The organism is Nitrosococcus watsonii C-113 (assembly GCF_000143085.1).
Lineage (GTDB): Bacteria > Pseudomonadota > Gammaproteobacteria > Nitrosococcales > Nitrosococcaceae > Nitrosococcus > Nitrosococcus watsonii.
In genome coordinates this window covers 580,957-606,120 of record NC_014315.1, presented here as the reverse complement: position 1 = coordinate 606,120, position 25,164 = coordinate 580,957, and the positions used below count along the sequence as shown (strand labels likewise).

The 25,164-nt window shown below is 51.2% G+C and carries 22 protein-coding genes, 1 tRNA gene and 1 pseudogene; 9 read left to right on the top strand and 15 right to left on the bottom strand.

Going from position 1 to position 25,164, the window contains the following annotated elements:
* Positions 1-90 precede the first annotated feature (90 nt).
* Positions 91-2,796 carry a DNA polymerase I gene (gene polA, locus NWAT_RS02875; protein WP_013219651.1) on the top strand — a complete coding sequence of 902 codons (2,706 nt, stop codon included), beginning with the start codon at positions 91-93 and terminating at the stop codon, positions 2,794-2,796.
* Between the two features lie 200 nt (positions 2,797-2,996).
* On the opposite strand, the gene yihA is transcribed toward polA, so the two are convergent.
* Positions 2,997-3,599: a ribosome biogenesis GTP-binding protein YihA/YsxC gene (gene yihA / locus NWAT_RS02870; protein WP_013219650.1), complete on the bottom strand. Its 603-nt coding sequence runs from the start codon at positions 3,597-3,599 to the stop codon at positions 2,997-2,999.
* 168 nt (positions 3,600-3,767) lie between these two features.
* On the opposite strand from yihA, the gene NWAT_RS02865 reads away from it, so the two are divergent.
* From NWAT_RS02865 to NWAT_RS02855, 3 genes are all read left to right on the top strand, one after another.
* Positions 3,768-4,403 carry a c-type cytochrome gene (locus NWAT_RS02865; protein WP_013219649.1) on the top strand — a complete coding sequence of 212 codons (636 nt, stop codon included), beginning with the start codon at positions 3,768-3,770 and terminating at the stop codon, positions 4,401-4,403.
* Between the two features lie 38 nt (positions 4,404-4,441).
* Complete coding sequence (locus tag NWAT_RS02860) at positions 4,442-5,104, top strand: thiol:disulfide interchange protein DsbA/DsbL (protein WP_013219648.1); 663 nt, start codon at positions 4,442-4,444, stop codon at positions 5,102-5,104.
* Between the two features lie 116 nt (positions 5,105-5,220).
* A tRNA-Ser gene (locus NWAT_RS02855) sits at positions 5,221-5,312 on the top strand.
* Between the two features lie 498 nt (positions 5,313-5,810).
* On the opposite strand, the gene NWAT_RS17735 is transcribed toward NWAT_RS02855, so the two are convergent.
* Together NWAT_RS17735 and NWAT_RS17730 are read right to left on the bottom strand one after the other, a co-directional pair.
* The gene (locus tag NWAT_RS17735) at positions 5,811-6,290 is read right to left on the bottom strand and encodes a hypothetical protein (RefSeq protein ID WP_269724270.1); all 480 of its coding nucleotides are present in this window, start codon (positions 6,288-6,290) and stop codon (positions 5,811-5,813) included.
* Between the two features lie 23 nt (positions 6,291-6,313).
* A complete protein-coding gene (locus tag NWAT_RS17730) occupies positions 6,314-6,571 on the bottom strand; it encodes a helix-turn-helix domain-containing protein (protein ID WP_013219646.1) in 258 nt (85 codons plus the stop codon).
* A gap of 173 nt (positions 6,572-6,744) precedes the next feature.
* On the opposite strand from NWAT_RS17730, the gene NWAT_RS18155 reads away from it, so the two are divergent.
* Together NWAT_RS18155 and NWAT_RS15925 are read left to right on the top strand one after the other, a co-directional pair.
* The gene (locus NWAT_RS18155; protein ID WP_456299422.1) at positions 6,745-7,059 is read left to right on the top strand and encodes a hypothetical protein; all 315 of its coding nucleotides are present in this window, start codon (positions 6,745-6,747) and stop codon (positions 7,057-7,059) included.
* Positions 6,960-7,425: pseudogene (locus NWAT_RS15925) on the top strand (RNA-guided endonuclease InsQ/TnpB family protein); the annotation flags it as partial. The gene NWAT_RS18155 and the pseudogene NWAT_RS15925, both read left to right, overlap by 100 nt.
* A 73-nt stretch (positions 7,426-7,498) precedes the next feature.
* On the opposite strand, the gene NWAT_RS16585 reads toward NWAT_RS15925, so the two are convergent.
* Positions 7,499-7,702, bottom strand: a complete 204-nt coding sequence (locus tag NWAT_RS16585) for a hypothetical protein (RefSeq protein ID WP_049772901.1) — start codon at positions 7,700-7,702, stop codon at positions 7,499-7,501.
* A 34-nt stretch (positions 7,703-7,736) separates the two neighbouring features.
* On the bottom strand, positions 7,737-8,072 hold the full coding sequence (locus NWAT_RS02840; RefSeq protein ID WP_013219645.1) for an IS5/IS1182 family transposase: 336 nt from the start codon (positions 8,070-8,072) through the stop codon (positions 7,737-7,739).
* 479 nt (positions 8,073-8,551) lie between these two features.
* On the opposite strand from NWAT_RS02840, the gene gcvPB reads away from it, so the two are divergent.
* Together gcvPB and NWAT_RS02830 are read left to right on the top strand one after the other, a co-directional pair.
* Entirely contained in the window at positions 8,552-10,009 is a 1,458-nt protein-coding gene (gene gcvPB / locus NWAT_RS02835; RefSeq protein ID WP_013219643.1) for an aminomethyl-transferring glycine dehydrogenase subunit GcvPB, read from the top strand.
* A 44-nt stretch (positions 10,010-10,053) separates the two neighbouring features.
* On the top strand, positions 10,054-10,986 hold the full coding sequence (locus NWAT_RS02830) for a carbohydrate kinase family protein (RefSeq protein WP_013219642.1): 933 nt from the start codon (positions 10,054-10,056) through the stop codon (positions 10,984-10,986).
* Here NWAT_RS02830 and NWAT_RS02825 read toward each other — a convergent pair.
* Entirely contained in the window at positions 10,974-13,058 is a 2,085-nt protein-coding gene (locus NWAT_RS02825; protein ID WP_013219641.1) for a thioredoxin domain-containing protein, read from the bottom strand. The genes NWAT_RS02830 and NWAT_RS02825 overlap by 13 nt on opposite strands.
* A gap of 228 nt (positions 13,059-13,286) precedes the next feature.
* Between NWAT_RS02825 and rluD the strand changes: the two genes are divergently transcribed.
* Positions 13,287-14,246, top strand: a complete 960-nt coding sequence (gene rluD / locus NWAT_RS02820) for a 23S rRNA pseudouridine(1911/1915/1917) synthase RluD (RefSeq protein WP_013219640.1) — start codon at positions 13,287-13,289, stop codon at positions 14,244-14,246.
* Positions 14,247-14,291: 45 nt separating this feature from the next.
* Here rluD and NWAT_RS02815 read toward each other — a convergent pair whose 3' ends face one another.
* Genes NWAT_RS02815 through nuoG form a run of 9 tightly spaced genes read right to left on the bottom strand, consistent with a single transcriptional unit; the run spans position 14,292 to position 25,149 of the window.
* Positions 14,292-15,290 carry a zinc-dependent alcohol dehydrogenase family protein gene (locus tag NWAT_RS02815; protein ID WP_041350853.1) on the bottom strand — a complete coding sequence of 333 codons (999 nt, stop codon included), beginning with the start codon at positions 15,288-15,290 and terminating at the stop codon, positions 14,292-14,294.
* A gap of 14 nt (positions 15,291-15,304) precedes the next feature.
* Positions 15,305-16,741, bottom strand: a complete 1,437-nt coding sequence (gene nuoN / locus NWAT_RS02810) for an NADH-quinone oxidoreductase subunit NuoN (RefSeq protein ID WP_013219638.1) — start codon at positions 16,739-16,741, stop codon at positions 15,305-15,307.
* A gap of 57 nt (positions 16,742-16,798) precedes the next feature.
* Complete coding sequence (locus NWAT_RS02805) at positions 16,799-18,313, bottom strand: NADH-quinone oxidoreductase subunit M (protein ID WP_013219637.1); 1,515 nt, start codon at positions 18,311-18,313, stop codon at positions 16,799-16,801.
* Positions 18,314-18,319: 6 nt separating this feature from the next.
* Positions 18,320-20,275 carry an NADH-quinone oxidoreductase subunit L gene (nuoL, locus tag NWAT_RS02800; protein WP_013219636.1) on the bottom strand — a complete coding sequence of 652 codons (1,956 nt, stop codon included), beginning with the start codon at positions 20,273-20,275 and terminating at the stop codon, positions 18,320-18,322.
* 5 nt (positions 20,276-20,280) lie between these two features.
* A complete protein-coding gene (gene nuoK / locus NWAT_RS02795) occupies positions 20,281-20,586 on the bottom strand; it encodes an NADH-quinone oxidoreductase subunit NuoK (protein WP_004269138.1) in 306 nt (101 codons plus the stop codon).
* 8 nt (positions 20,587-20,594) lie between these two features.
* Complete coding sequence (locus NWAT_RS02790; protein WP_013219635.1) at positions 20,595-21,200, bottom strand: NADH-quinone oxidoreductase subunit J; 606 nt, start codon at positions 21,198-21,200, stop codon at positions 20,595-20,597.
* A gap of 25 nt (positions 21,201-21,225) precedes the next feature.
* Complete coding sequence (nuoI, locus tag NWAT_RS02785) at positions 21,226-21,714, bottom strand: NADH-quinone oxidoreductase subunit NuoI (protein ID WP_013219634.1); 489 nt, start codon at positions 21,712-21,714, stop codon at positions 21,226-21,228.
* A gap of 12 nt (positions 21,715-21,726) precedes the next feature.
* Positions 21,727-22,761: an NADH-quinone oxidoreductase subunit NuoH gene (nuoH, locus tag NWAT_RS02780; RefSeq protein ID WP_013219633.1), complete on the bottom strand. Its 1,035-nt coding sequence runs from the start codon at positions 22,759-22,761 to the stop codon at positions 21,727-21,729.
* Between the two features lie 6 nt (positions 22,762-22,767).
* Positions 22,768-25,149, bottom strand: coding sequence for an NADH-quinone oxidoreductase subunit NuoG (gene nuoG, locus NWAT_RS02775; protein WP_013219632.1), 2,382 nt, complete (start codon positions 25,147-25,149; stop codon positions 22,768-22,770).
* Positions 25,150-25,164: the final 15 nt, after the last annotated feature.

The following is a 25,164-nucleotide window of genomic DNA, read 5'->3' as shown; positions in this document are numbered from 1 at the left end:
CCTAATAGCATACTACGCCCTGGCTCTATAATTTTCTTTGACTGCGTTCTAACCATAAACCGTTATATCTTAAATAGGCTCTATGTGATCATGGCGCAAAACCCGGTGCTTATTTTAATCGACGGCTCCTCCTATCTCTTTCGTGCTTTCCATGCACTGCCATCCTTAACGACTTCTAAAGGCCAACCTACCGGGGCAATCTACGGGGTCATCAATATGCTGCGCAAGCTGCTTGATGAGTATCAACCCCAATACATAGCGGTAGTTTTTGATGCCAAGGGCAAAACATTTCGTCATGAGCTCTTTGAGCAATACAAAGCTCATCGCCCTCCCATGCCAGAAGAGCTTGCCTGTCAGATTCAGCCCCTCCACGATCTCATCCGGGCCCTTGGCTTGCCGCTGCTCTGTATGAAAGGGGTTGAGGCTGACGATGTTATCGGCACCTTGGCCCGGCAAGCAACCGCGCAACGGCTGGAAACCCTCATTTCCAGTGGCGATAAGGATTTGGCCCAGCTAGTCAATCCCCATGTCAACCTGGTCAACACCATGAATCTATCTAAATTGGACCCCGCTGGCGTGAAGGCCAAATTCAATGTTTCCCCGGAACAAATAGTCGATTACCTGGCACTGGTGGGCGATACGGTAGACAATATCCCCGGTATCCCTGGAGTAGGTCCTAAAACAGCCGCCAAATTGCTCTGCCAGTATCACAGTCTGGATCAAATCATGGCATATGCCTCCGACATCAAAGGCAAGATGGGAGAAAATCTACGATCCCATCTCCCTCAACTTCCCTTGGCAAAACAATTGGCCACCATTCGTCAGGATGTATCCCTAGATTGGAGTCCTAAAGAGTTGCAACGTGCGCCGCCTAATATTTCCGCCCTGCGTGAATTGTACGCTGCCCTGGAATTCAAAAGCTGGCTCCGTGAACTTCTGGACAACGAGAACAGTCACGCCTCAACCCCTCATCCTTCAACGAACCCTGCTCCTGCTTATGAGACGGTGTTTTCCGAAGAAAGCCTCGAGCATTGGATTGCCCGCTTGAAAACAACTGAATTATTTGCCTTCGATCTAGAAACCAATAGCTTGGACTATATGGAGGCCGAAATCGTCGGCCTCTCTTTTGCCATCCAGCCCCATGAAGCCATGTATATTCCTCTCGGTCATGAGGATGCCACCGCTCCCCCCCAGCTACCCCGTGAGCAGGTTTTAGCGCGACTCAAGCCGCTCCTAGAAGACCCCCGCCACGGCAAAGTAGGGCAAAACCTTAAATTTGACCGCAATGTGCTCGCTAATTACGGCATCGAGCTGCAAGGAATTCATCACGATTCCATGCTGGAGTCCTATGTGCTTGACAGTACCGCTACCCGGCACAATATGGATTCCCTAGCCCTAAAATATCTCCAGCGAACCACCATTACCTATGAGATGGTAGCGGGCAAGGGGAGCAAGCAGCTACCCTTCAACCAGGTTACCATTGAAAAAGCCGCTCCCTACGCGGCGGAAGATGCCGACATCAGCCTTCAGCTTCACCGCTATTTCTGGCCTCGTATTCAACAGGAAGAAAGCCTCCGCCGCCTTTACCAGGAATTGGAAATCCCTCTCATTCCTGTACTTTCTCGTATGGAACGCAATGGGGTCCAGGTGGATACAACGCAACTTAAAACCCAAAGCGATGAATTGGCCGCGCGCTTGAAAAAACTCGAACAAGAAGCTTTTGATCTGGCGGGAGAGTCCTTTAATCTCGCTTCGCCCAAACAGATTCAGGCTATTCTCTACGAGAAGTTAAAACTGCCGGTAACCCGCAAGACCCCCACTGGCCAGCCCTCGACAGCGGAAACGGTGCTGCAGGAACTGGCCCTTGATTATCCCCTCCCCCAACGGCTCCTCCAATACCGTACCCTGAGCAAGCTCAAATCCACCTACACAGATCGCCTGCCGCTGCAGGTCAACCCTCATACTGGGCGAGTCCATACTTCCTATCATCAAGCCGTTACCGCTACTGGACGCCTTTCTTCTTCCGATCCTAACTTGCAAAATATTCCCATCCGTACTGCTGAAGGCCGGCGGATTCGCCAGACATTTATCGCCCCACCCGGTTACCGCTTAGTCGCCGCCGATTACTCTCAGATTGAATTGCGTATCATGGCCCATCTCTCGGAAGATGAAGGGTTGCTGGCTGCTTTCGAAGCGGAAGAAGATATCCACCAGCGAACAGCCACCGAAGTTTTCCGCACTCCCCTGGAAGAAGTAACCCCTGAACAGCGACGCAGTGCCAAGGCCATCAATTTTGGCCTTATCTATGGTATGTCTGCCCACGGGCTTGGCCGGCAATTGGGAATCAACCGTACTGCCGCACAGCACTACATAGAGCGCTACTTTCAACGCTACCCTGGCGTTAAAGCCTATATGGACAATATCTGCCAGCAAGCCCGCCAGAAAGGTTATGTGGAAACTCTCTTTGGCCGCCGACTGTATCTGCCTGACATCCACTCCCGGCAAACCCAACGCCGCAACCAAGCTGAACGCACCGCCATTAATGCCCCCATGCAGGGCAGCGCGGCGGATATCATCAAGCGGGCAATGATCCACACTGATGGCTGGTTACAAAAAAATAGCGACAACGCCCGCATGATCATGCAGGTTCACGATGAGCTGGTATTTGAAGTGGCGGAAGATAAGCTGGAGATTACGATGAGAGCAATCCGGGAGAACATGACCGCAGCCGCCCAACTCAAGATACCGTTAATCGTGGAAATAGGAAGCGGCGCCAACTGGGATGAAGCCCATTGAATGAACATCGCGAACTGGAAACTTTGCCGAACTTTCTATTGAGTGAATGGTCTTTAATTTATAAGAGCGTAATCTTTAATTTGTTGCGCTCTCCCGCCCGCCTCCCTGGGCGGGATTGTCCTCTGGTCCGAAGCCCCCTAAGCCGGACCAGAGATTGCCCCGGTTTTCCCCTTGAGCCGGGGCTTTTTTATGGCCACAGTTTATCCCGCCAGCCCAAACCATCCACCAAGCTGGGCCTGTATCGCCTCAACCCCCATACGATTGACGGCTGAAAACAGTTGCACCCGTGCCGTGGGAAGAACTTCCTGCAAGTGCGCGGTTGCCTTTTGGAGAGCTTGATTGGCAGCCCCCCTCTTTAACTTATCGCTCTTAGTCAACAATATACGGACCGGCAACTCCCTGGAGCGGCACCATGCCAGCATCTGAAGATCAAAGGGCTGATAAAGACGCCGAATATCCACCACCAGCACGATTCCGCATAAGGCGCGGCGTTGCTCCAAGTACGCGCTTAGAGTCTGTTGCCACTGCTGCTTTACCGCTTCTGGCACCTTGGCATATCCATAACCGGGAAGGTCTACTAAATAGCGGCGAGCATCCAGCTGAAAAAAATTGATCATCTGGGTGCGCCCCGGCGTCTTGCTGGTTCGTGCCAATCCTCCAATACCCGTGATAGTATTAATGGCGCTTGATTTTCCTACATTGGAGCGCCCCGCAAACGCCACCTCCATCCCTTTATCGGGAGGTAATTGGGATAAAGTATAAGCGCTTCCCTGATAATGGGCCTTACGATAGAGGGAATTCATCGCCTTTTTATTCCTCAAAAAATGCCTGCAAAAGCCATGGCCATCGCCTTGAGAGCACTGGAACAGGCTAGAAAAATCTCTCTAAGCAGTGTAGCATGCACATCCAACTTTTAAGGTGCCTTGGCGTGACCATCATTACCAATATTACTAAGAACTGAGGATCTGTTAATGACATCAAAACGTTTCGCAGTCGCCGTTGCCTGTCTCCTGTTTGCATCTTCCGCCAGCTCCAGCGCCGCCCCGGTAACGGGCGACCCGGAAGCTGGTGCGGATACAGCCACAGGCACCCCTTGCCAAAGCTGCCATGGCTCTGACGGTAACAGCCCCAGTGCCGAATGGCCTAAGTTAGCGGGCCAAAACGTCAATTATCTTAAAAAACAATTGCAGGATTATAAGTCCGGCGCCCGGATGAATGCGATTATGTCATCAATGGCAGCCAATCTTAGCGATAAAGATATCGCCAATCTAGCGGCCTATTACTCCCATCAGACGATGACCGAAGGAAGCACGCCAGAGCAATATCTTGAGCTAGGGCAAAAAATCTACCGACAAGGCAATAAAGAAAATGGCGTTCCCGCTTGTATAGCCTGCCATGGGCCCGCAGGGCAAGGCAATCCTGCGGCAAGCTGGCCTCGTCTCTCAGGCCAGCACGCAGCCTATGTGGAAAGCCAACTTAAAAGCTACCACAGCGGCGATCGTAGCAATGGCCTCAACCAAATGATGCAAGGGGTTGCCAAAAAAATGACCGATGAAGAGATCACCGCAGTGTCCCACTATGTGTCAGGCCTGCAGGCGGCCCATTAATATTGGAATTTTTTCACTGTTAGGGGACTTATTTAAATATGTTGCGATTCGTCTCTGGCTTATTACTGGCATTTTCCCTCCTGCTCCTCTCCCCATTAGGAGCGGCAGCGGAGCCAACCTTCACCGAGGGGGTACACTATAAAAAAGTCTCTCCCCCCTTGCATGCTATGGAACCGGGTAGAGCTGAAGTGCTCGAGATATTCTGGTATGGATGCCCCCACTGCTATCGCTTTGAACCGATTCTGGAGCAGTGGGCGGAAAATAAACCAGAGGACGTGGACTTTATCCGCGTCCCGGCAGTATTCCGGGATTCCTGGCAGCTCCATGCCCAGGCTTTTTATACTGCTGAAGCCTTGGGCGTGCTCGATAAAGTTCATCGCCCTTTATTCGACGCCATGCATCTGGAAGGACGCCAATTCAAGACCAAGGAAGCACTGGCAGACTTCTTTGCTACGCTAGGGGTTCCTAAAAAGGACTTCTTGCCGACTTTTGAGTCCTTTGCTGTTCAGGGTAAAGTTCAGCAAGCAATCGCTACTACCCGGGCCTCGGGTATTACCGGGGTTCCAGCCATCGTCATCAACGGTAAATACCGCACCGATGCTAATATGGCAGGTGGCTTTGAGCAAATGCTGGAAGTCGCCGACTATCTCACTGCCCAGGGGAAGACGTCTTCAAACCAGACAACCACAACTACTGAATAGTCCTCTGCTTTTGCTTGCGCTAGTCTAGCTGCTCATAAATTCTGGGAGTAGAAAAAGCACCTTGCTGCTGTTTTATACCCATTTCTTGCCATAGCAGGTATCCTATAGGGGTAACAGGAGAGGTACCGAAGCGGCCATAACGGCACCGACTCGAAATCGGTCGGGGCTATTGCAGCCCACGCGGGTTCGAATCCCGCCCTCTCCGCCATTGTTTAAGAATACGCTATAGTCATTCCAAATAATTTTGTGATGTTATGAGCTGACTGAGAGTTTTTCCTGAGTACTGCCTTCGTTTTTTGAGCAGGGCGAAGGATTGTTCGATGGGGTTAAAATCAGGCGAGTTGTAAAATTCTAGACTTAATCTGATAGACGCACTATTAGAGGGCGAAGATTTCGCTGTCCGCTAATTCTGGTGCGAGGGAGGCATTTTCCTCTCCCTTTTCTCCCCTATGATAATACAGAGAGACACTTTTCTTTGGCCACATGCACGTTTTCCCTGAAGGTTTGCATAGGTGTTTTACCCTAGCAGTACCGGCCCGAGCGCAGTCTTTGTTCATGATAGTTCATAAGCCAGTGCTCCCGATCCGTTTGCAGCTCCTCCAGTGAGCGGTACAGTTTTTTGCGAAAGGCGATGTCATAGACTTCATGCCTGACGGTTTTGTGGAGGCACTCACAAATACTGTTGGTCTGCGGATGCCTTGTGGTTTTACTGTGGTCGATGTTTTCCACGGCCAGATAGAGCTGGTAGGCGTGACTTTCCACCTTCCCACAATATTCCATCCCTCGGTCGGCGAGCAGGCGCAGCAAGAGAACACTTTGTCGTTGAGCCTATCCGCCACGGCGAGGGCGCTTTTTTCCGTATGGGGTTTGCACAGGGCCACGCCACGCGGGAAGAGGTATCGACGAAGGTCTGCTGATAAATGCACCCCACCCCTTTCATCGTGCCCACATAGTAGGTGTCTTGTGAGCCCAGATAACCGGGATATTCCGATTCGATCTCCCCTTTGGCCTCGCGCTGTTCTTTGGTCTTCTCTAGTGCAGCCAGCTGGGTTTCGGTCAGCACCAGCCCTTCGTGGGCCGAGCGGGCCTCCAGCACCTTGAGACGTTTTTTCAGAGTCTCCAGATCATGGCGCAATTCGATCGAGCGCACCCTTGAGGAAGAGACGATAATCCCCCGCTGCTGCAACTAGGCCGAGACACGCCGCTGGTCTAGCGCCGGGTTTTCGATGGCCAAATCCACCACCGCTTGCTCCACAGGCTCCGGCACACGGTTCTTAATAATCGGCTTCTGGCCCCTGTTTCCACCAACGCCTGTTCCCCGTCGATCTCATACAGTTCTTTAAATCGGTAAAAGCTGTCTCTAGAATAGCCCATCACCTTGCAGGCCTGCGAGACATTCCCCAGTTGCTTGGCCAGCTCCAACACGCCCAATTTCGGTTGGATGATCTTTTCTTGATAGGTGCTCATCTTCTGACACTCTTCTTTTTCGTTTCAAGTCTATTCTGAGGGTATGCCCCCAGAATAGACTTTTTTTCAGCAAAATGTCAGATCAAATCGTGTGCTTTACAGAAGGAGTACAAGGACATACGATGACCCCCTAGCGACGATGCGAAACGAAGTGGCGCAGATGGCCACATAAAGTGACGCTGGCAGCGGGCAACGATTCTACTATAAATTCCGCTTCTACCCTACTAGCTTCCAGCGCCAGCAGCTTGCCATTGAATTTAGCCATGCCTGCCTGGGTCTGGAATACCGCTTTAGCCTGGCGGGGCCGTCAATACCGAGTTTACGGCAAGTCCGTTAGCGGCGTTGACTTTAGCCACCAGTTCACGTTTCTCAAAGGGTTAGGCCCAGTCTACTCACCAAAACCCAACGCCGACTCTCGCGCAAGCGCAAAGGCAGTGCTCGCTGGTATCGTCAGCGTATCCGAGCAGCCAAGGCCCACGCCAGGGTGAGTAGTATCCGCCAAGACTTTCTGCACAAGCTCACCACGTCACTTATCCGCCAGGTTGGGTTGATCGCCATGGGGAAGATTTGAACGTCAGGGGCATAATGGCCAACTGGTATATGGCTGATGTCGGGATGCACGAACTCAAGCGGCAACTGGAATACAAAGCCGCCTAGATGGCCGAGAGTTTAGGCAAGTGGAGCGTTGGGAGCCGACCAGTAAAACGTGCTCGGTGTGTGGCGCAGCGCAAGCAGCTATGCCGCTCAAGGTCCGCGAGTGGACCTACTCGGACTGCAAGGCAGTCCATGACCGCGACATCAACGCGGCCAGAGATGTTTTAAGGTTAACTACGGTCGGGAGGGCTGGAAGTGAGATGGCGCCATTTATACGACTCTTCATCGTATTCTCTCTGTTCAATTCTATTGGCTTTAGGAGCTATGGCGGCCTCAATCCCCGCTTCCTGGAGCAATACCAGCACGCGTTGCTGCAGCATCATCGTAGGCTTTGTTCACCAGAAACACCATGATTTTGTGTAATAATGTGGGCAGCAGGGCGTCCGCTCCCTGCAAATCATGAGCCTGTCCCGGCGTGAGATGAAATCCGGCTAGATTGCCCAAGGCACCGCAGGTGGCGTGAAACTTGGTAATCATGCCGCCTTTGGATCGCCCTATGCGTTCTCACTCTTTATCCCCCCTTTGCCCCAGCGCTGTGCTGATGCGCCCGGACAATCGTGGAGTCGATCATGGCATATTCGTTGCTTGCCTCTACAGATAAATGCTCAAATACCTTACGCCATATCCCCTTGTCAGACCAGCGTTTATGGCCGCGAGCGATGCTGTTCCAGTCTCCGAACCGTTCCGGTGAATCCCGCCATGCTATCCCGGCGCGATACCAATATAAAACCGCCTTCACAAACAGACGGTTATCCTCTGCCATGATGCCAGCATCGCTCGCTTTGCCGGGAAGAAAGTCCTTGATCCAAGCCCACTGATCGTTCCTAAGCGCATATCGCTGTGTCACTCAAACCCAAATGCCTCAACCGCATGAGACACAAATTAAATCATTCCTAATTGTCCACTCGCCCTAGCCGCAAACTCCAATGGCCTAGATCATGCTCTTGCACATATTGCCACAGCAAAAACCCCAGATTGTGGGAGAGCACTGGTGATACTCGCTCGGTGAGGGTACCATCGCTAGCTCCCTATTCAAAAGCTCATAATGCCGTATTTCCAACTCGGGCAGGCTTTTGTAATCTTCATAACAGAACTTGATCCAGGGATTGGCTTCCACACCCATGGCATTTATCTCCCTGGCGCTCGTCTGGCGGTACGTATTTGAATGATAACAGCGGGCAATGTTTCCCGGCGAGAAAAGCACACTGGTAGAGTATCCGCGTCAAGACTGGCATAATTTGTCCTAGTCTTATCAGCCTTACTCCTAATAAGAAAGTCTTATTTTTCAACTTTAACCCTTAAAATTTAATTGGATTATAACTAGCTATGCTGATTTTTGAATCCTCACGCCCCGGCCGCCAGGCCCGCGCTCAAGCGCCCAAGCTGGCACCCGCTACCGATTTACCGGAACGCTTTCTACGGCAACAGCCGCCGGCCTTGCCCGAAGTCTCGGAAATGGATGTGGTGCGCCACTATACGCGCTTGTCCCAGAAAAATTTCTCCATTGACACCCATTTCTATCCCCTGGGCTCCTGCACCATGAAATATAACCCGCGGGCTTGCCACACCCTGGCCAGCTTGCCAGGTTTCCTGGAGCGCCATCCCGCGACACCAGAAGCGATGAGTCAAGGGTTTCTGGCTTGCCTTTATGAACTGCAAGACATCCTCGCCAAAATGACGGGAATGCAGACCATGAGCCTGGCCCCCATGGCCGGCGCCCAAGGAGAGTTTACCGGGGTCGCCATGATTCGCGCTTACCACGAAGCCAGAGGAGATAAAGAACGGTGCGAGATGCTGGTGCCGGACGCGGCCCACGGGACTAATCCCGCCACAGCCACCATGTGCGGTTTCCGGGTCCGGGAAATTCCCACCAATCCGGAAGGGGATGTGGATCTAGAAGCGCTGCATCAAGCCCTGGGTCCCCAAACAGCAGGTATTATGCTCACTAACCCCTCCACCCTTGGAATATTTGATCGCAATATTCAAACTATTGCTCAAAGCGTCCATAAGGCGGGGGGGCTACTTTATTACGATGGGGCTAATCTGAACGCCATCCTCGGCAAGGTAAAACCTGGAGACATGGGGTTTGATGTCATCCATCTCAACCTTCATAAAACCTTTTCCACGCCCCATGGCGGTGGCGGCCCTGGGTCTGGCCCGGTGGGGGTGGGTGAGAAATTGCTGCCCTTTCTCCCGGTTCCCCGGGTGGGGCGCGCCGAAGATGGCAGCTACCGTTGGTTGACAGCGGAGGACTGCCCCCAAACCATTGGTCCCCTCTCGGCCTGGATGGGGAACGCCGGGGTGCTGCTCCGGGCTTATATCTATGTGCGGCTGCTCGGTCTTGAAGGCATGAAACGGGTAGCGGACTTCTCCGCCCTTAACGCCAATTATCTGGCCCAACGCATGGCCGAAGCCGGTTTCGATTTGGCCTACCCCATGCGCCGCGCTGGCCATGAATTCGTGGTCACCCTGAAGCGCCAGGCGAAGGAGTTAGGAGTTACCGCCACGGATTTTGCTAAACGCCTGTTGGATTTGGGTTTTCATGCGCCAACAATTTACTTTCCGCTCCTAGTTCCCGAATGCTTGCTCATCGAACCGGCGGAAACGGAAAGCAAGCAAACCCTGGATGCTTTTGTGGCCGCGATGGAACAGATCGCCAAAGAAGCTCAGGAGAATCCAGAATTACTCAAACAGGCACCCCATACCCTGCCGGTACGCCGCCTGGATGAGGTGAAGGCCGCCAAGGAACTGGATTTAGCCTGGAAACCGGGTCCCAGCGAGTAAAGCGTCAAGTAAACTTTTAATTAATATAAGCTAAAGTATTAAAGATGACAGCCTTAATTTGCGGCTCCTTTGCCTACGATACCATCATGGTATTCAATGATCGGTTTAAAAACCATATCCTTCCCGATAAGGTGCATATCCTTAATGTGTCCTTTCTGGTACCCCAGTTACGGCGAGAGTTTGGAGGTTGCGCAGGCAACATCGCCTACAATTTACACCTGCTCAAAGGCGATCCTCTGCCCATGGGCACGGTCGGCAACGACTTTGACCCTTATCAGCAATGGCTGGACCAAATAGGCATCTCCCGCCGCCATATCCGTCTGATCAATGATACGTACACGGCTCAGGCTTTTATCACCACGGATATGGACGCCAACCAAATTACCGCTTTTCATCCCGGCGCCATGAATTTTTCCCATGAGAACCGGGTCGAGGATGCCGAAGGGGTAGAACGGGGAATCGTCGCCCCCGATGGGCGGGAAGGGATGATTGCCCACGGACAACAATTCCAGGCGGCGGGAATCCCTTTTATCTTCGATCCGGGACAAGGACTACCCATGTTCACCGGCGAGGAGCTGCTCAAATTTAGCGAGCAAGCCACCTGGATTACCTTAAACGATTACGAGGCCCAGTTATTTCAGAAACGAACAGGACTCTCCACCCGAAAGCTCGCCGAGCGCGTGGACGCCTTGATCATTACCCGAGGGGCGGAGGGTTCCTCCATTTATACCCCTGGCTACCACTTTGAAATTCCCGCCGCCAAAGCTACTGCGCCGACTGATCCCACCGGCTGCGGGGACGCCTACCGGGCGGGCATACTCTACGGCCTTGCTCGCGCTATGGACTGGGAGACGACGGGCCGCATTGCCTCCCTCCTGGGCGCTATTAAAATCGGGCATCACGGCACCCAAAATCATGCCTTTGAGTTAGCAGAATTTTGGGATCTTTTTAAGGAGAACTTCCACTACCGACCCTGAGCGGCTAAATGTTCCTTCAAAGCTTCTCTCTGGGTGAGGGGGGCTGAGCAAGTATGACCGCTACAGACATAGGCGGTCACCGCGGCTTCTTGTGGCCAGTATTCCCCTAATATCCCTGGTAAATACTGGGCCTCAAGGGGAATAGCCAAGGTGACCCGCCGTGGCGCATACGCCGCTGCGGCCACTGCCCGCCAACTCTCCAGTTCTTCCCCACTCCCCCGCAGAATGACTATTTGCGGAGGAGTAAGCCATTCTTCCAAGGCTTTGAGCAGGCTACAGTGAGCATGGGGCGTTTGTTGAAGGCTCTCCCAGGCCGCCTTGAGCGTATTTTCCGCAGCCTTCAGATAGCGCATTTCACCCAAGAGATGTCCCAGCCGGAGCAAACTCCAGGCTAATATTCCATTTCCCGCGGGGGTAGCATTATCCATGAGAGGTACTGGCCGATGAATAAGGGTTTCATGATCGTCAGCGGTAAAGTAAAATCCCCCCTGCGCCTTATCCTCAAAGTGTCCCAGAACAGCTTCGGCCAGATCAACGGCAAAGGCCAAATCTCCATCGCGCCAGCGGACTTGAAGCAACTCCAGCAAGGCATCCAGCAGAAAAGCATAATCATCCAAATAACCCTGGTGCTGCGCCCGTCCATCCTTATAACTGACCAGCAAACGGCCCTTTTGCCACAGGTGTGCCCGCACAAAATCCACAGCCTTTTCGGCAGAGGCGATAAAAACAGGCTGCGCCAGCGCCTGCCCGGCAGCCGCCATCCCTTTGATCATGAGGCTATTCCAGGCAGTAAGAATTTTATCATCCCGCCCTGGGCGGATACGCGCTTCCCGGGCAGCAAACAATTTCTGCTTGGCGGCAGTCAATTGCTCTTGCAGACCTGGAGCCGGTACCTTCATCTCCTCGGCCAAAGCCTCGGGGGTCATTGCCGCATATAAATGCCAATGGCCTTCAAAATTCGCCGGCTGATCAAGGCTAAAATAACGCACCGCCAAAGTATATTTCTCATCGTCCAGCAAGGCGCGTACTTGCTCCCGGGTCCAAACGTAAAACTTTCCCTCATGACCCTCGGAGTCCGCATCCAGGGAAGAGTAATATCCCCCTTCGGGAGACTGCATTTCCCGCACCACCCAGTGCCCAGTCTCCTCCAGAATTCGCCGGAAAATCCCGTTGCCCCAGAGACGATAGGCATCCCTATAGAGCACCAACAGTTGGCCGTTGTCGTACAGCATTTTTTCAAAATGGGGGATTCTCCACTTTTCATCCACGGAATAACGGCAGAATCCGCCTCCCAGCTGATCATATATTCCTCCCTGGGCCATTTGTTCCAGGGTCAGCCGGGCCATGGTAAGTGCCTGCTGTTTCTCGTCTTCTGTTATATGTTCCCCATGGGCATCCCGCAAGCAGCGTTCAATAATGCTTGGATTAGGAAATTTAGGCGCGCCCCTGAAACCGCCATAACGGGAATCGAAAGCCTGGGCTAGCTGTTGATGGGCCGCCTGCAAAGGCGCTCTATTCAACCCTTCCACTTCCGCCGCTGAAGACCGCCCATCTAGTTTTTCAAAGGCATCAAGCAAACGCTCGTTCTGGGATTGGATAACCTCCCGGCGAGTATGAAAATATTCTGCCACCCGTTGAAGCAAATCCTTAAAACCAGGCAAACCATGACGCTCCTCGGGAGGAAAATAAGTACCGCCGAAAAAAGGAGCTTGCTTAACCGGTTCCAGGAACATCGTAAGTGGCCAGCCACCAGGGCGTCCCGTCAACATTTGCTGGGCTAGCTGGTAAATCTGATCCAGATCTGGGCGCTCTTCTCGGTCAACCTTGATATTGATGAAATGCTCATTCATTACCGCCGCTGTTTCCGGGTTCTCAAAAGATTCATGGGCCATCACGTGGCACCAATGACAAGCGGAATAACCAATAGAAAGCAAAATAGGTTTATCCTCCCCCTGGGCTCGCACTAGTGCCTCTTCACCCCAGGGATACCAAGCAACTGGATTATCCACATGTTGTAGCAAATAGGGACTGGTCTGTCCCTGCAAATGGTTTTTTACTGATGGATTTGGCATGAAAAATTTTCGAATAAATCCTGAGTCATGCTCTCAACTATAGGCCATCCAACCTTTTTTAGCGAGAAGCTCTCATTATGTCTACGGGACGGGTTCAAGCTCTATTCCATAGAAATAGGGGGATCTTCGCACTGATTCACGAAAAGCGAGCCAAGGCATCCAAGGGATACCCTCGGTCAAAAATGGTAAAATTTGCGTCCCAGCAAACTATTTAATAACTAAAGCCCTGTGCGGGAAACCATAGAACTGAGTATCACCCTTCCTTCTGAGCTGGCGGGAAAACGTTTAGATCAAGCCCTAGCGCAGGTTTTTCCCGCCTATTCCCGCAGCCGCCTGCAGCAATGGATCAAGCATGGGCAGGTCAAAGTCAATGATGCCCTCGCCCGCCCCCGGGATACCGTTCAAGGGGGTGAATGGATCGTCGTCATTGCGGAAGCCGAGGCAGAAACTGGCTGGAAATCCCAGCCTCTTCCCTTGGAAATTATATACGAAGATGAAGCGATCATTGTGGTCAACAAGCCCGCCGGCCTAGTGGTGCACCCGGCCGCGGGTAACCGGGATGGCACCCTGGTCAATGCACTCTTGCACCATGCGCCGGAGCTAGAGCGAATCCCGCGGGCTGGAATCGTCCACCGCCTAGATAAAGATACCAGTGGCTTACTGGTGGTAGCGCGAAATCTTGTCGCTCATCATGGACTCATCCAACAATTACAGGCACGCCGCATCACTCGGGAGTACCAAGCGATTACCGTCGGCGTCATGACCAGCGGGGGAAGGATCGAGGCGCCTATCCAGCGCCATCCGGTGAATCGCAAGCGAATGGCGGTCATTTCCACAGGAAAGCCCGCCCTCACTCACTATCGGGTAGTGTCCCGCTTTCGGATCCATACCCATATTTTATGCCGCCTGGAGACAGGCCGGACTCACCAAATCCGAGTCCACTTGGCCCATATTGGCTACCCCCTATTAGGAGACCCCACTTATGGGAAACGTCTGCATATTCCTAGGGAAAGTAGTGAAGAACTGAGCACTGCCTTGCGCCATTTCAAGCGCCAAGCCTTGCATGCCGCCCGCTTAGGTTTGGTTCATCCGGAAAAGAAGCAGGCAATGAATTGGGAAGCGCCCCTACCTGAAGATATGGCCACAATGCTGGCCTTGCTTGAGCAGGATCGACAACACCATATATAAATGGACATCCCACTCGTCTAGCTATAAGACTAGTTTAGAGGCAAGCTAACCCACCTCAAGGGCTAATTTACCCATCATCCCTCCCTGCTCCAGCAAACGGTGGGCAGCCGCCGCTTCCGCCAAGGGAAAGGTCTGCTGGAGGTGGAGCCGAAGACGCTCGGAGTCGAATAATTCAGCGCAGCAATGCAGGATATCCGTTTGATGTTCTAAGGCAGAGATAAGACCCTGGTGCATAGGAGTCAGCATCAATTCCAAACTAAAGCGAAGATTACGCGCTCGCGCCGTACTCCAATTCATATTAGCATCCGGCTGCAGAATGGTGACTAAATCCCCATACATGGCGACGGCTCCGCAGCTCTTTGCAAAAGTTTCTCCCCCCACCGTATCAAATGCCACGTCCACCCCTTTGCTGTCCGTCCATTCCATGATGGCTTCGACAAAATCCGTTTCCCGGTAGTTAATAACATGGTCCGCTCCCAGGGAGCGGGCGAACTCCCCTTTCTCTTCGGAACTTACGGTAGTACAGACCTGAGCCCCCGTCTGTTTAGCCAACTGAATAGCCACATGGCCCACACCTCCCGCGCCACCGTGAATAAGCACCCTGTGCTCTGGCTGGATTTGTGCCCGATCATGCAGTGCTTCCCACGCAGTTATCAAAACCAGGGGTGCAGCGCTAGCCTCAACAAAGGAGAGTTTTTTGGGTTTTTTAGCGATAAAGCGATGGTCCACTACCGCATATTCCCTATAATTCCCTTCCGGGCCTCCAATGCCTCCAAAGCAAAAATAAACCTCATCTCCTTTCTTGAAATTTTTAACCTCTTCGCCCACAGCATCCACAATGCCTGCCCCATCGCAACCGAGAATTGTCGGGGAGCGGTCTGGGTAGAAAGTACCCCGGGTTCGCAGTTTAGTATCTACCGGGTTAATTCCAGCCCCTTTGAGTTGAATCAGAACTTCGCCAGGTTGACGGATTGTAGGCTTCGGCAGCGTTTGCAGTTGCAGGACTTCGGGGCCTCCCGTTGCCGTCATAACTATGGCTTTCATCGCTAGTTTATTTTTCAACCCAATACTGCTACGCACAGCCCCATTAGGGCGCCAGGGAAGATACCCAATCCCAACATGGCAAGGCCATTAGCACTCATACACCAGCGGAAATCGGCACGTTCGCTCAGGGAAATCTTTTCCGCGGAACTGTCGAAATACATAAATTTAATCACCCGCAGGTAATAAAAAGCCCCAATCACGGAAAATAATACCGCAACGACCGCCAACCAAATCAATCCCTTATCAATAATCGCCATGATCACCGCCCATTTAGCGTAAAATCCTACGGTAGGCGGTACCCCTGCTAGAGAGAACATCAGAATAAGCATCATAAAGGCAAACCAAGGGCTACGCTCGTTCAATCCTTTAAAGTCCTCCAGGCGATCAGCTTCAAAATCGGATCGGGAAAGAAAAATAATCATGCCAAAGCTCCCCAGACTCATCAAGGCGTAAACAATAATATAAAACATGGCGGCAGCGTAACCTACTCCAGTACCCGTCAAGATTCCCAGCAAGAGAAAACCTACATGGGCTATGGTGGAATAGGCCAGCATTCGCTTAAGATTGGTCTGGGCAATAGCGACAACGTTACCGATAGCCATGGAGAGAACGGAAAGAACGATTAGCATATCCTGCCAGTGGGGCTGCACCTCTCCTAGCGCTTCCACCAGCAGGCGCATGAGCAAAGCAAATGCCGCGATTTTAGGCGCTGTGCCAATATACAGGGTCACCGCCGTGGGCGCACCATGATACACATCGGGCAACCACATGTGGAAAGGCACGGCACCAAGCTTAAACGCCAGCCCCACTACGATAAATACCACCCCGAATACCAAAACCTGGCTATTGCCGCTTCCCCCTATTCCTTCCGCTACGGCAGCAACATGAAGATCGCCAGTTACCCCGTAGATCATGGACATACCGTATAACAGCATGCCGGAAGCCAAAGCGCCTAGCACAAAATATTTCATGGCCGCTTCGGAAGCCCAACGATTATTTCGCAGCAAGGCTACCATGGCATACTGGTTAAGAGAGAGCAGTTCAAGTCCTAAATAGAGAGTCAGAAAATGGTGGGCCGAAGCAATCACCATCATGCCCAGCACGCCAAACAAGCCTAATACGTAGAATTCACCTTTATCCAGAGCTCTCGCTTGTAGGTAGTCACGGGAATAAAGAAACACCCCAAAAACGATAATGTAGATAAACAGCTTTAAGGTGTCGCTTAGCGAATCTTTAATATAGCTACCATTGAAAGTGACACTCTGGGAGGAATAGTCCAGAGAATAAAAGGTGAGCAATGCGGCGATCACTAATGTTAATTGGGTAATCCAATAAGCGATTTTGCCGCTTTGTCGGCCACCGTACGCAACGGCTAACAACAGCACACAACCCATTCCAAGGACGGCTATTTCCGGTAATGCAGGCAGAAAATCAGGTATATCGAAACTCATCGTGTCACTTCTTTCAAAACCCAAAAGGAGGTGGAATTCACAGCCAATAATACGGCTTTAGACCAATTTTGATGCTGCCATCTGGGATAGCAAGTGTTCCAGGGAAGTATGCATCACTTCTAGCAGGGGCTGCGGCCAAACGCCAAGCAACAGCACCGCCGCTGCCAAAGTTCCCAGCACCAGAAACTCTCGCGAGTTAAGATCCTCCATGGTGGCAACCTTATCGTTAGCGATATCTCCAAAAACCACCCGCTTGATCATCCAAAGAGTATAAGTAGCCCCCAGAATCAACGTCATCGAAGCGAAAAAAGCGTACCAAAAGTCCGCCTGGAAAGCGCCCAGAATGACTAAAAATTCACCCACAAATCCCGAAGTGCCCGGCAAACCCACGTTGGCCATAGCAAACAAGACCATAAGAGAGGCGAATATCGGCATCCTATTCACAACGCCACCATAATCCTTAATTAACCGCGTGCGCAGCCGATCATATAAAACCCCGACACACAAAAACATGGCTGCGGAAACCAGACCGTGGGAGATCATCTGTACCAACGCTCCTTCCAAACCCAACAGGGCACCATCACCTTCAATGCTCTGGGAAAAAATAGCAAAAGCAATAAACAACCCGAGAGTCACGAATCCCATGTGGGCAATACTGGAATAAGCAATCAGCTTCTTAAGATCTTCCTGCACTATCGCCACTAAACCAATATACACTACGGCAATAAGCGATAGGGTAATAATGAGCCAATTGAGCGCCATACTAGCATCGGGCGTAATAGGCAAACTAAACCGCATAAAACCATAAGCGCCTATCTTGAGAGTGATGGCCGCCAAGATCACCGATCCCCCCGTGGGGGCCTCCACATGGGCATCCGGCAACCAAGTATGAACGGGCCACATGGGTACTTTCACCGCAAAGGCAAGCAGAAAGGCCAAAAATATCCCTATCTGGGCCTGCATATCCAGGGGTACTTGGTGGAATTCCAAGATGGAAAAACCGCCAGTAACACTGCGTAAATAGAGAAGCGCAAGCAGAAAAAAGACAGAGCCCAGGAAAGTATAAAGAAAAAATTTAAGCGTAGCGTAGATCCGGTTGGGTCCTCCCCAAATTCCAATGATTAAAAATAAGGGGATTAGCATGCCCTCGAAGAAAAAATAGAACAAAACCGCATCTAAGGCCGCAAAAACACCGTTCATCAGCCCTTCCATAATCAGGAAGCTGGCCATGTATTGCGCTAATTTGTGTTCGATAACCCGCCAACCCGCAACCACAACCAACACCGTGGAAAACGTGGTGAGGATGATGAGCGGCATGGAAATGCCATCGATCCCTAAATGATAATAAACGTCGAAGGTTTCAACCCAAGAAAGTTTCTCTTGAAATTGCATAGCGGCCGTGCTGGTATCAAAGCCCGTATACAGCGACCAGCTCACCACAAAAGTTAACCCTGAAATCCCCAGTGAAAGCCAACGAACACGCTCCACATGATTACCGGCAGCTAGCACCAGGAAACCACCCAAAATAGGTAGCCAAATAACCAAGGAGAGGAGCGATAATCCAGTTAACATGCCTTTTTAGCCCCCGTAAATAACGAAACCGCCGATAAGAAAAAGCAGCCCTAAAATCATGGCAAAGGCATAATGAAAAAGATAACCGGACTGCAAATAACGGGTAATTTGAGCGATTATGCCAACTACCCGCGCTGTTCCATTGACAAAAAAGCCGTCAATCAGCATGCGATCTCCAAGCTGTGAAAGTAACTTGCCCGCCTGACGAGCGCCACCTGCAAAGACAATTTCATTGAAGCGATCGAAACCAAATTTGTTACTCAAAGCCCAATAAAGCAGGCCAAAACGCGTCCGTAATAGCCCTGGCAACTGAGGGCGCTTGAGGTATAAATACCAAGCTGCTATCACTCCGATCATAGACAGCGCAAAAGGAATCCCCTCAAACCCGTGCAAAGCAAAAGAGGCGATCCCCTTATGAAATTCAGCCCCTACTTCTGTCAGCACATCATGCGCCGGCAAAACCGTAATCGCCTCGCCAAAAAAGCCACCAAACAAGAATGCTTCGATACAAAAACCCGCAATTACGGAGGGTATCGCTAGCAATACCAACGGAATAGTCACCACGGCTGGAGATTCTTTAAGCTGTTTCTGGGTATGCTTATCCATTCGCTCCTTGCCATGGAAAGTAAGAAACAACATTCGAAAGGTGTAAAAAGCCGTAACAAATACACCGGAAAGAACCATCGCATAGGCAAAACCGGCGCCGGGAAGCTCGGAGGCATGAACGGCCTCGATAATAGAATCCTTGGAGAAATACCCGGAAAAACCAGGAAATCCGATCAAGGCCAAAGCACCTATGAAGGCAGTCCAGTAGGTGATAGGCATATATTTTTTCAGCCCGCCCATCTTACGCATATCCTGCTCATGGTGCATGGCAATAATGACCGAACCCGCCCCAAGGAAAAGCAGGGCCTTAAAAAAGGCATGAGTCATAAGATGAAAGATTCCCGCCGCATAGGCGGAAGCTCCAAGGGCTACTGTCATATACCCTAATTGCGACAAAGTAGAATAGGCAATTACCCGCTTGATATCATTTTGGACGATACCTATCAGCCCCATAAAGAAAGCCGTCACTGCCCCAATCACCAAAATAACGCTCAGAGCGGTTTCAGACAGTTCATAGATCGGCGACATCCGAGCGACCATAAAAATACCCGCGGTCACCATGGTTGCCGCGTGAATAAGAGCTGAAATCGGGGTCGGACCTTCCATGGAATCCGGCAACCAAACATGTAAAGGTGCTTGCGCCGATTTACCCATAGCACCAATGAAGAGTAAAATTCCTATCACCGTCAGCACCGACCAAGCGGTTCCTGGCCAAGCAGAAAGTGTTTCCTCCGTCAGCGTGGGCACCACGGCAAATACCTCTACATAATCCAGGCTCCCCGTATACATTAATACGCAGGCGATCCCCAGCAAAAAACCTATATCACCAATCCGGTTAACTAAAAAGGCTTTAAGACTGGCATAAATGGCGGATTCCCGCTTATACCAGAAACCTATCAATAGGTAGGACACCAAGCCCACGGCTTCCCATCCAAAAAACAATTGGAGGAAATTATTTGCCATGACCAACATCAGCATGGAAAAAGTGAAAAGAGCGATATAGCTAAAAAAACGCTGATAGCCGGGATCATCCGCCATATAGCCGATGGTATAGATATGTACCATCAGGGAAACAAAGGTCACCACTACCATCATTAGCGCGCTTAAACGATCAATGAGAAAACCGATTTCCACGCGTAAATCGCCAACGGCAGCCCAAGTGTAGACGGCCTCATTATAGGTGACCCCATCCACCACTACCTGCTTAAACACCATGAGAGATAACAAAAATGCAATGCTTACCCCAGCAATAGCGGCTCGATGGGACCAGATGCGCCCAATCTTCTTTCCAAACAAGCCAGCAATGATGCTGCCGATCAGGGGCGCAAGCACAATCCCAAGAGTCTGGACTTCCATCGTACCTAGCCCTTTAAATTATCCAAATCACCCACATTAATGGTCCGCCTATTCCGGAATAAAACCACCAGAATCGCCAAACCAATGGCGCTTTCCGCCGCGGCTACCGTGAGTATAAAAAAAACAAAAACTTGTCCCGCCATATCTTCCAGAAAGTGGGAAAAAGCCACGAAATTCATATTAACGGCCAGCAGCATAAGCTCAATGGACATTAATAGAATGATAATATTTTTCCGGTTAAGAAAAATTCCAGCAACGGAGAGGCAAAACAATAGCGCCCCCAGGATTAAAAAATCGGATAATGCAATCATTATTGGATCTAGTTTATTTTTTGGGACTTCTCGGCGGTCATCTTGACCAATCTGACTCGATCTTGAGGCCGTACCCGCACCTGTTGCACAGGATCTTGCGTTTTACTTGGACGCCGCCGCAGTGCTAAAGCAATGGCCGCGACAATAGCGACTAGAAGGATAACCGAAGCTAGTTCAAAAGGATAAACGTAAACAGTGTAAAGTAAATTCCCCAACTCCTTCGTGTTGTTGTAATCAGCCCCGCGGGCAACAGGGACAGTGAATTGATCAAGGCCAAAGTTTTTGCTTCCTAGCACCATTATCATTTCAATGGCAATGAGCACTGCTACCAAAAGCCCAACGGGCAAGTACCGAGCAAAGCCTTCCTGCAGTGGCGCCAGATTCATATCCAGCATCATCACCACAAACAGGAATAACACCATAACCGCACCGATATAAACCAACACCAACACAATCGCCAGAAACTCAGCTTCCAGCAAAAGCCAGATAGCAGCGCTAGTAAAAAAAGCCAAAACCAAAAATAAGGCTGCTCGCACAGGGTTACGTACAGTAACTACCATAGTTGCCGCAAACAGCAAAATAGCAGCAAAGATATAAAAAAGAGTCTTTTCCATGAGGCAGCAGCCTATAAAGCCCTAGTTAACGATAAGGCGCATCAGCAGCCCTATCGGCAGCAATTTGGGCTTCATACTTATCGCCCAGCGCCAATAATTGCTCTTTGTGGAGAATATGCTCTCCCCGCTCTTCAAAATGATAATCAAGAATCCGAGTCTCCACGATAGAATCGACCGGGCAGGACTCCTCACAAAAACCGCAGTAAATACACTTAAAAAGATCAATGTCATAACGAGTCGTACGACGAGTTCCATCGTCCCGTTGCTCGGAATCAATGGTGATCGCTAACGCCGGGCAAACAGCCTCGCAGAGCTTGCAGGCAATACAACGCTCTTCACCGTTGGGATAACGACGTAAAGCATGAAGACCACGGAATCGGGGTGATTGGGGCGTCCGTTCTTCGGGGAACTGGACTGTAACCTTTTTTGTGAACAAATAACGGCCAGTCAATTTAAGACCCAGCAGTAATTCCCACAATAAAAAGCTCTTAACGTACGAACGCAGGGTATTCATAATGATTACTCCTTACGTGAACCAAGGGCCTAGCTGGGCAACCCGCGCGCCCCCTACTACCAACAACCAAACGATGGTGATAGGAATAAATACCTTCCAACCAAGGCGCATAATTTGATCGTATCGATAACGAGGGAAAGTAGCCCGAAACCAAAGGTAAAAGAATAAAAATATAGCCGTCTTTATCAGGAGCCAAACGATGCCGGGAACCCATCCAAATATTGCTTCTAGTACTGTTCCCTGAAATGGAGATAACCATCCGCCCAGAAACATCAAAGCCGCCAGAGTCGACACTAGGATCATCTCAATGTATTCAGCGAGAAAAAAAAGGGCAAAAGCCATCCCAGAATATTCCACATGAAAACCGGCAACAATCTCAGATTCACCCTCGGCCACATCAAAAGGCAAACGGTTAGTCTCTGCCACCCCAGAGATGAAATAAATTAGGAACAAAGGAAATAAGGGCAACCAAAACCAGTGCCAGAACCCCCCTTCCTGGGCTTGCACGATCTCACCAAGATTAAGGCTACCACCCGCAATCAGTACACCCACCAGCGCAAAGCCCATAGCGATTTCATAAGACACGACTTGAGCGGCAGAACGCATGGCCCCCAGAAAAGCATATTTGGAGTTGGAAGCCCAACCCGCCAGGATAATGCCATACACGCTCATGGAGCCAATGGCGAGAATGTACAGTAAAGCAGCGTTGATATCCGCGAGAACTAAATGGGCATCGAAAGGGACCACGGCCCAAACAGCAAGGGCTGGAGCAATAGCAAGCACCGGCGCCAGCAAAAACAGAATTCGGTTGGCGCTAGCCGGGATAATAATTTCCTTCAGAAGGAGCTTGACGGTATCCGCAATAGGCTGCAGCCAACCCCTAGGTCCAACGCGATTTGGACCTATCCGGCCCTGCATATAGCCAATGATCTTCCGCTCGGCGAAAGTCAACCAAGCGACTATCAATATCAGCGGCAACACGATAACTACGATCTTAAAGAGAATCGGCAGCGTCACCTGAAGCGATGAAGGTAGAAAATCAAACATATAACCTTACTCCGCTGCGGTAACCTTAATGGGCATAAAAGGAGCGCCCAAGGCCCCCGCCTCTTCAAAGGCAGCAGCCAGCCGTAAACACCCTTCCGCTACAGTGTCATCAACCACAAAAGGTAAAGTGACTTGCCCATTCCCTTGGTCCACCGTAATCCGTTCGGCATCGCTTAGACCTAGCCGGGCCGCATCAGCGCTATTCATATAAGCTTGACCAGCCGCTTGACCATCGGGACTTTCCTGCAACGGGCGGCTACGCCGAACCAATCCATCCGTCCCGTAGATAAAGGTGTCCGCGATACGCACTAAATAATTACCATCATTCGCGCTTCCAAGCGTTTCTGGATGCCATGGGGTTGATGCCTGGGGCTTAGCAAGATTCTCTATTTGATGGCGCAGCTCGTCATGAATCTCTTGGGAAGAAAGATAATTGAAACCGGGAATTTGCAGCAGATTAGCAAGCACTCGCAGCACCTTCCAAGCCGGGCGTGCCTCCCCTGGAGGAGGAACAGCTCCTGTAAAGCTCTGCCAACGGCCTTCGGCGTTTACGAAAGTTCCCGAGGTCTCAACATAGGTGGCGATAGGTAATAGCACATTCGCGTAGTCCAGCATAGCCGGACTGCGAAATGCCGTTAATAAAACAATAAAGTCTGCATTCCGAAGAGCCTTCTGAGCCAATAGAGGATCGGCGCAGTCAAACTCAGGTTCAACCGCCAGTAGCACATAGCCCCGAAGTTCTGCTTCAAGCATTGCCTGCCCATTGAGGCCCCGTACTGGCGCACGGCTCCCCCCAGGCCCCCGATGGGGAAGAACACCGGCTAAGGCTGCTCCCACAGCGTTGCCTCCCGAGGGGAAAAAACCTAGCTGGCAGCCACCCAGCCGGCACGCTAAATCTGCTAGAGCACGTAATACCGAAAAGTGAGGATGTCCCTCAGCTACCCCACCTAATAATATCCGCCCGTGCAAGGCATTAGCCAACTGATCCGCCATGGCCCGCTCTGTCTCGGTAGGCTGAATATCAGCTAATAGAGAAGTCCATTCAGCATCCAAGGACTCGCCCTTGCTCACTGCTAAACACTTAGCTACACCAGCCAAGGCTCGAACTATACCCTGAGGCCCCGCAATTACCTTCTCTGCAACGGGGAAGCGGACTAGATAATCCACGGGGTTAATGCACATAAGGGCTGCGCCTCGAAGCGCTGCTTTACGCAGGCGCAGCCCAAGCAAAGGTTGCTCCTTATGTATATTAGCCCCCACCACTAAAATGCAATCCGACTGTTCCAGCTCTTCAATCGTACAGCCTAGAGGCACCGCTTCTGGCTCAAATTCCTGATCACGAAAATCTTGCCGCCGCAGGCGATGATCAATATTGTTACTATGCAGACCTCGCAATAGTTTCTGAAATAAGGAGAGTTCCTCAACAGTCGCATAGGGCGAGGCAAGCCCACCTAGCTGAGTACTTCCGGCCTCTTCAGCAATCCGTTGCAGGCCCTTAGCAGCCGTTTCTAATGCTTCCTCCCAGTCGGTTTCACGCCAAACGCCCTCCCGCTTAACCATAGGCCGATGCAACCGTTCTTCGTGGGTTAAGCCAAGCCAGCCATAACGGTCGCGATCAGCGATCCAGGTTTCATTCACCGCTTCGTTATCACGGGGAACGGCCCGCATCACCTCATTCCGCCGTACATGCAATTCAATGTTGGCGCCTACACTATCGTGGGGAGAAATAGTAGGATGTCCCGCCATTTCCCAAGCCCGGGCACGGTAGCGGAAAGGTTTGTCTGTCAACGCGCCTACCGGACAAAGATCAATGACATTTCCCGCTAATTCCGACTCTAAACTCTGCTCAATATAGGTACCAATCTCCATATGCTCACCGCGCCCGGTCGCCCCTAGTTCCTTTATGCCAGCAATCTCCTGGCCAAAGCGAACACAGCGAGTACAGTGGATACAGCGTGTCAGATCGGTTTTAATCAAAGACCCGATATTCTTGTCCTTTACCACCCGTTTACGCTCGGTAAAGCGGGAAATATCATTACCATAACCCATGGCCAGATCTTGTAACTCGCACTCCCCCCCTTGATCGCAGATAGGACAATCCAACGGGTGATTAATGAGCAGAAACTCCATCACCCCCTTTTGGGCCGCAATAGCGCGGGGCGAACTGGTCAATACCTTCATGCCATCCGCCACAGGGGTGGCACAAGCAGGCAGGGGTTTTCTGGATTTTTCCACCTCCACTAAGCACATCCGGCAGTTAGCAGCAATCGATAAATGTTTGTGATAGCAGAACCGAGGGATATCAACGCCAATCTCATCAGCTACCTCGATGAGCATCTTCCCAGCCTTTACCTGGAGTTCAGTGCCATCAATCTCAATTTTGACCATTCCCGGTTTCATCCT

What these genes read in the sequence shown, in the direction of transcription:
- polA (WP_013219651.1), top strand. Translation starts at nt 91, where the DNA reads ATGGCGCAAAACCCGGTGCTTATTTTAATCGACGGCTCCTCCTATCTC.
- NWAT_RS02805 (WP_013219637.1), bottom strand. Translation starts at nt 18,313, where the DNA reads ATGTTAACTGGATTATCGCTCCTCTCCTTGGTTATTTGGCTACCTATT.
- nuoG (WP_013219632.1), bottom strand. Translation starts at nt 25,149, where the DNA reads ATGGTCAAAATTGAGATTGATGGCACTGAACTCCAGGTAAAGGCTGGG.
- nuoH (WP_013219633.1), bottom strand. Translation starts at nt 22,761, where the DNA reads ATGTTTGATTTTCTACCTTCATCGCTTCAGGTGACGCTGCCGATTCTC.
- NWAT_RS02865 (WP_013219649.1), top strand. Translation starts at nt 3,768, where the DNA reads ATGACATCAAAACGTTTCGCAGTCGCCGTTGCCTGTCTCCTGTTTGCA.
- NWAT_RS16585 (WP_049772901.1), bottom strand. Translation starts at nt 7,702, where the DNA reads ATGATTACCAAGTTTCACGCCACCTGCGGTGCCTTGGGCAATCTAGCC.
- NWAT_RS17730 (WP_013219646.1), bottom strand. Translation starts at nt 6,571, where the DNA reads ATGAGCACCTATCAAGAAAAGATCATCCAACCGAAATTGGGCGTGTTG.
- nuoN (WP_013219638.1), bottom strand. Translation starts at nt 16,741, where the DNA reads ATGAGTTTCGATATACCTGATTTTCTGCCTGCATTACCGGAAATAGCC.
- gcvPB (WP_013219643.1), top strand. Translation starts at nt 8,552, where the DNA reads ATGCTGATTTTTGAATCCTCACGCCCCGGCCGCCAGGCCCGCGCTCAA.
- yihA (WP_013219650.1), bottom strand. Translation starts at nt 3,599, where the DNA reads ATGAATTCCCTCTATCGTAAGGCCCATTATCAGGGAAGCGCTTATACT.
- NWAT_RS02815 (WP_041350853.1), bottom strand. Translation starts at nt 15,290, where the DNA reads ATGAAAGCCATAGTTATGACGGCAACGGGAGGCCCCGAAGTCCTGCAA.
- NWAT_RS02790 (WP_013219635.1), bottom strand. Translation starts at nt 21,200, where the DNA reads ATGGAAAAGACTCTTTTTTATATCTTTGCTGCTATTTTGCTGTTTGCG.
- nuoL (WP_013219636.1), bottom strand. Translation starts at nt 20,275, where the DNA reads ATGGAAGTCCAGACTCTTGGGATTGTGCTTGCGCCCCTGATCGGCAGC.
- NWAT_RS02860 (WP_013219648.1), top strand. Translation starts at nt 4,442, where the DNA reads ATGTTGCGATTCGTCTCTGGCTTATTACTGGCATTTTCCCTCCTGCTC.
- nuoI (WP_013219634.1), bottom strand. Translation starts at nt 21,714, where the DNA reads ATGAATACCCTGCGTTCGTACGTTAAGAGCTTTTTATTGTGGGAATTA.
- NWAT_RS02825 (WP_013219641.1), bottom strand. Translation starts at nt 13,058, where the DNA reads ATGCCAAATCCATCAGTAAAAAACCATTTGCAGGGACAGACCAGTCCC.
- NWAT_RS02830 (WP_013219642.1), top strand. Translation starts at nt 10,054, where the DNA reads ATGACAGCCTTAATTTGCGGCTCCTTTGCCTACGATACCATCATGGTA.
- nuoK (WP_004269138.1), bottom strand. Translation starts at nt 20,586, where the DNA reads ATGATTGCATTATCCGATTTTTTAATCCTGGGGGCGCTATTGTTTTGC.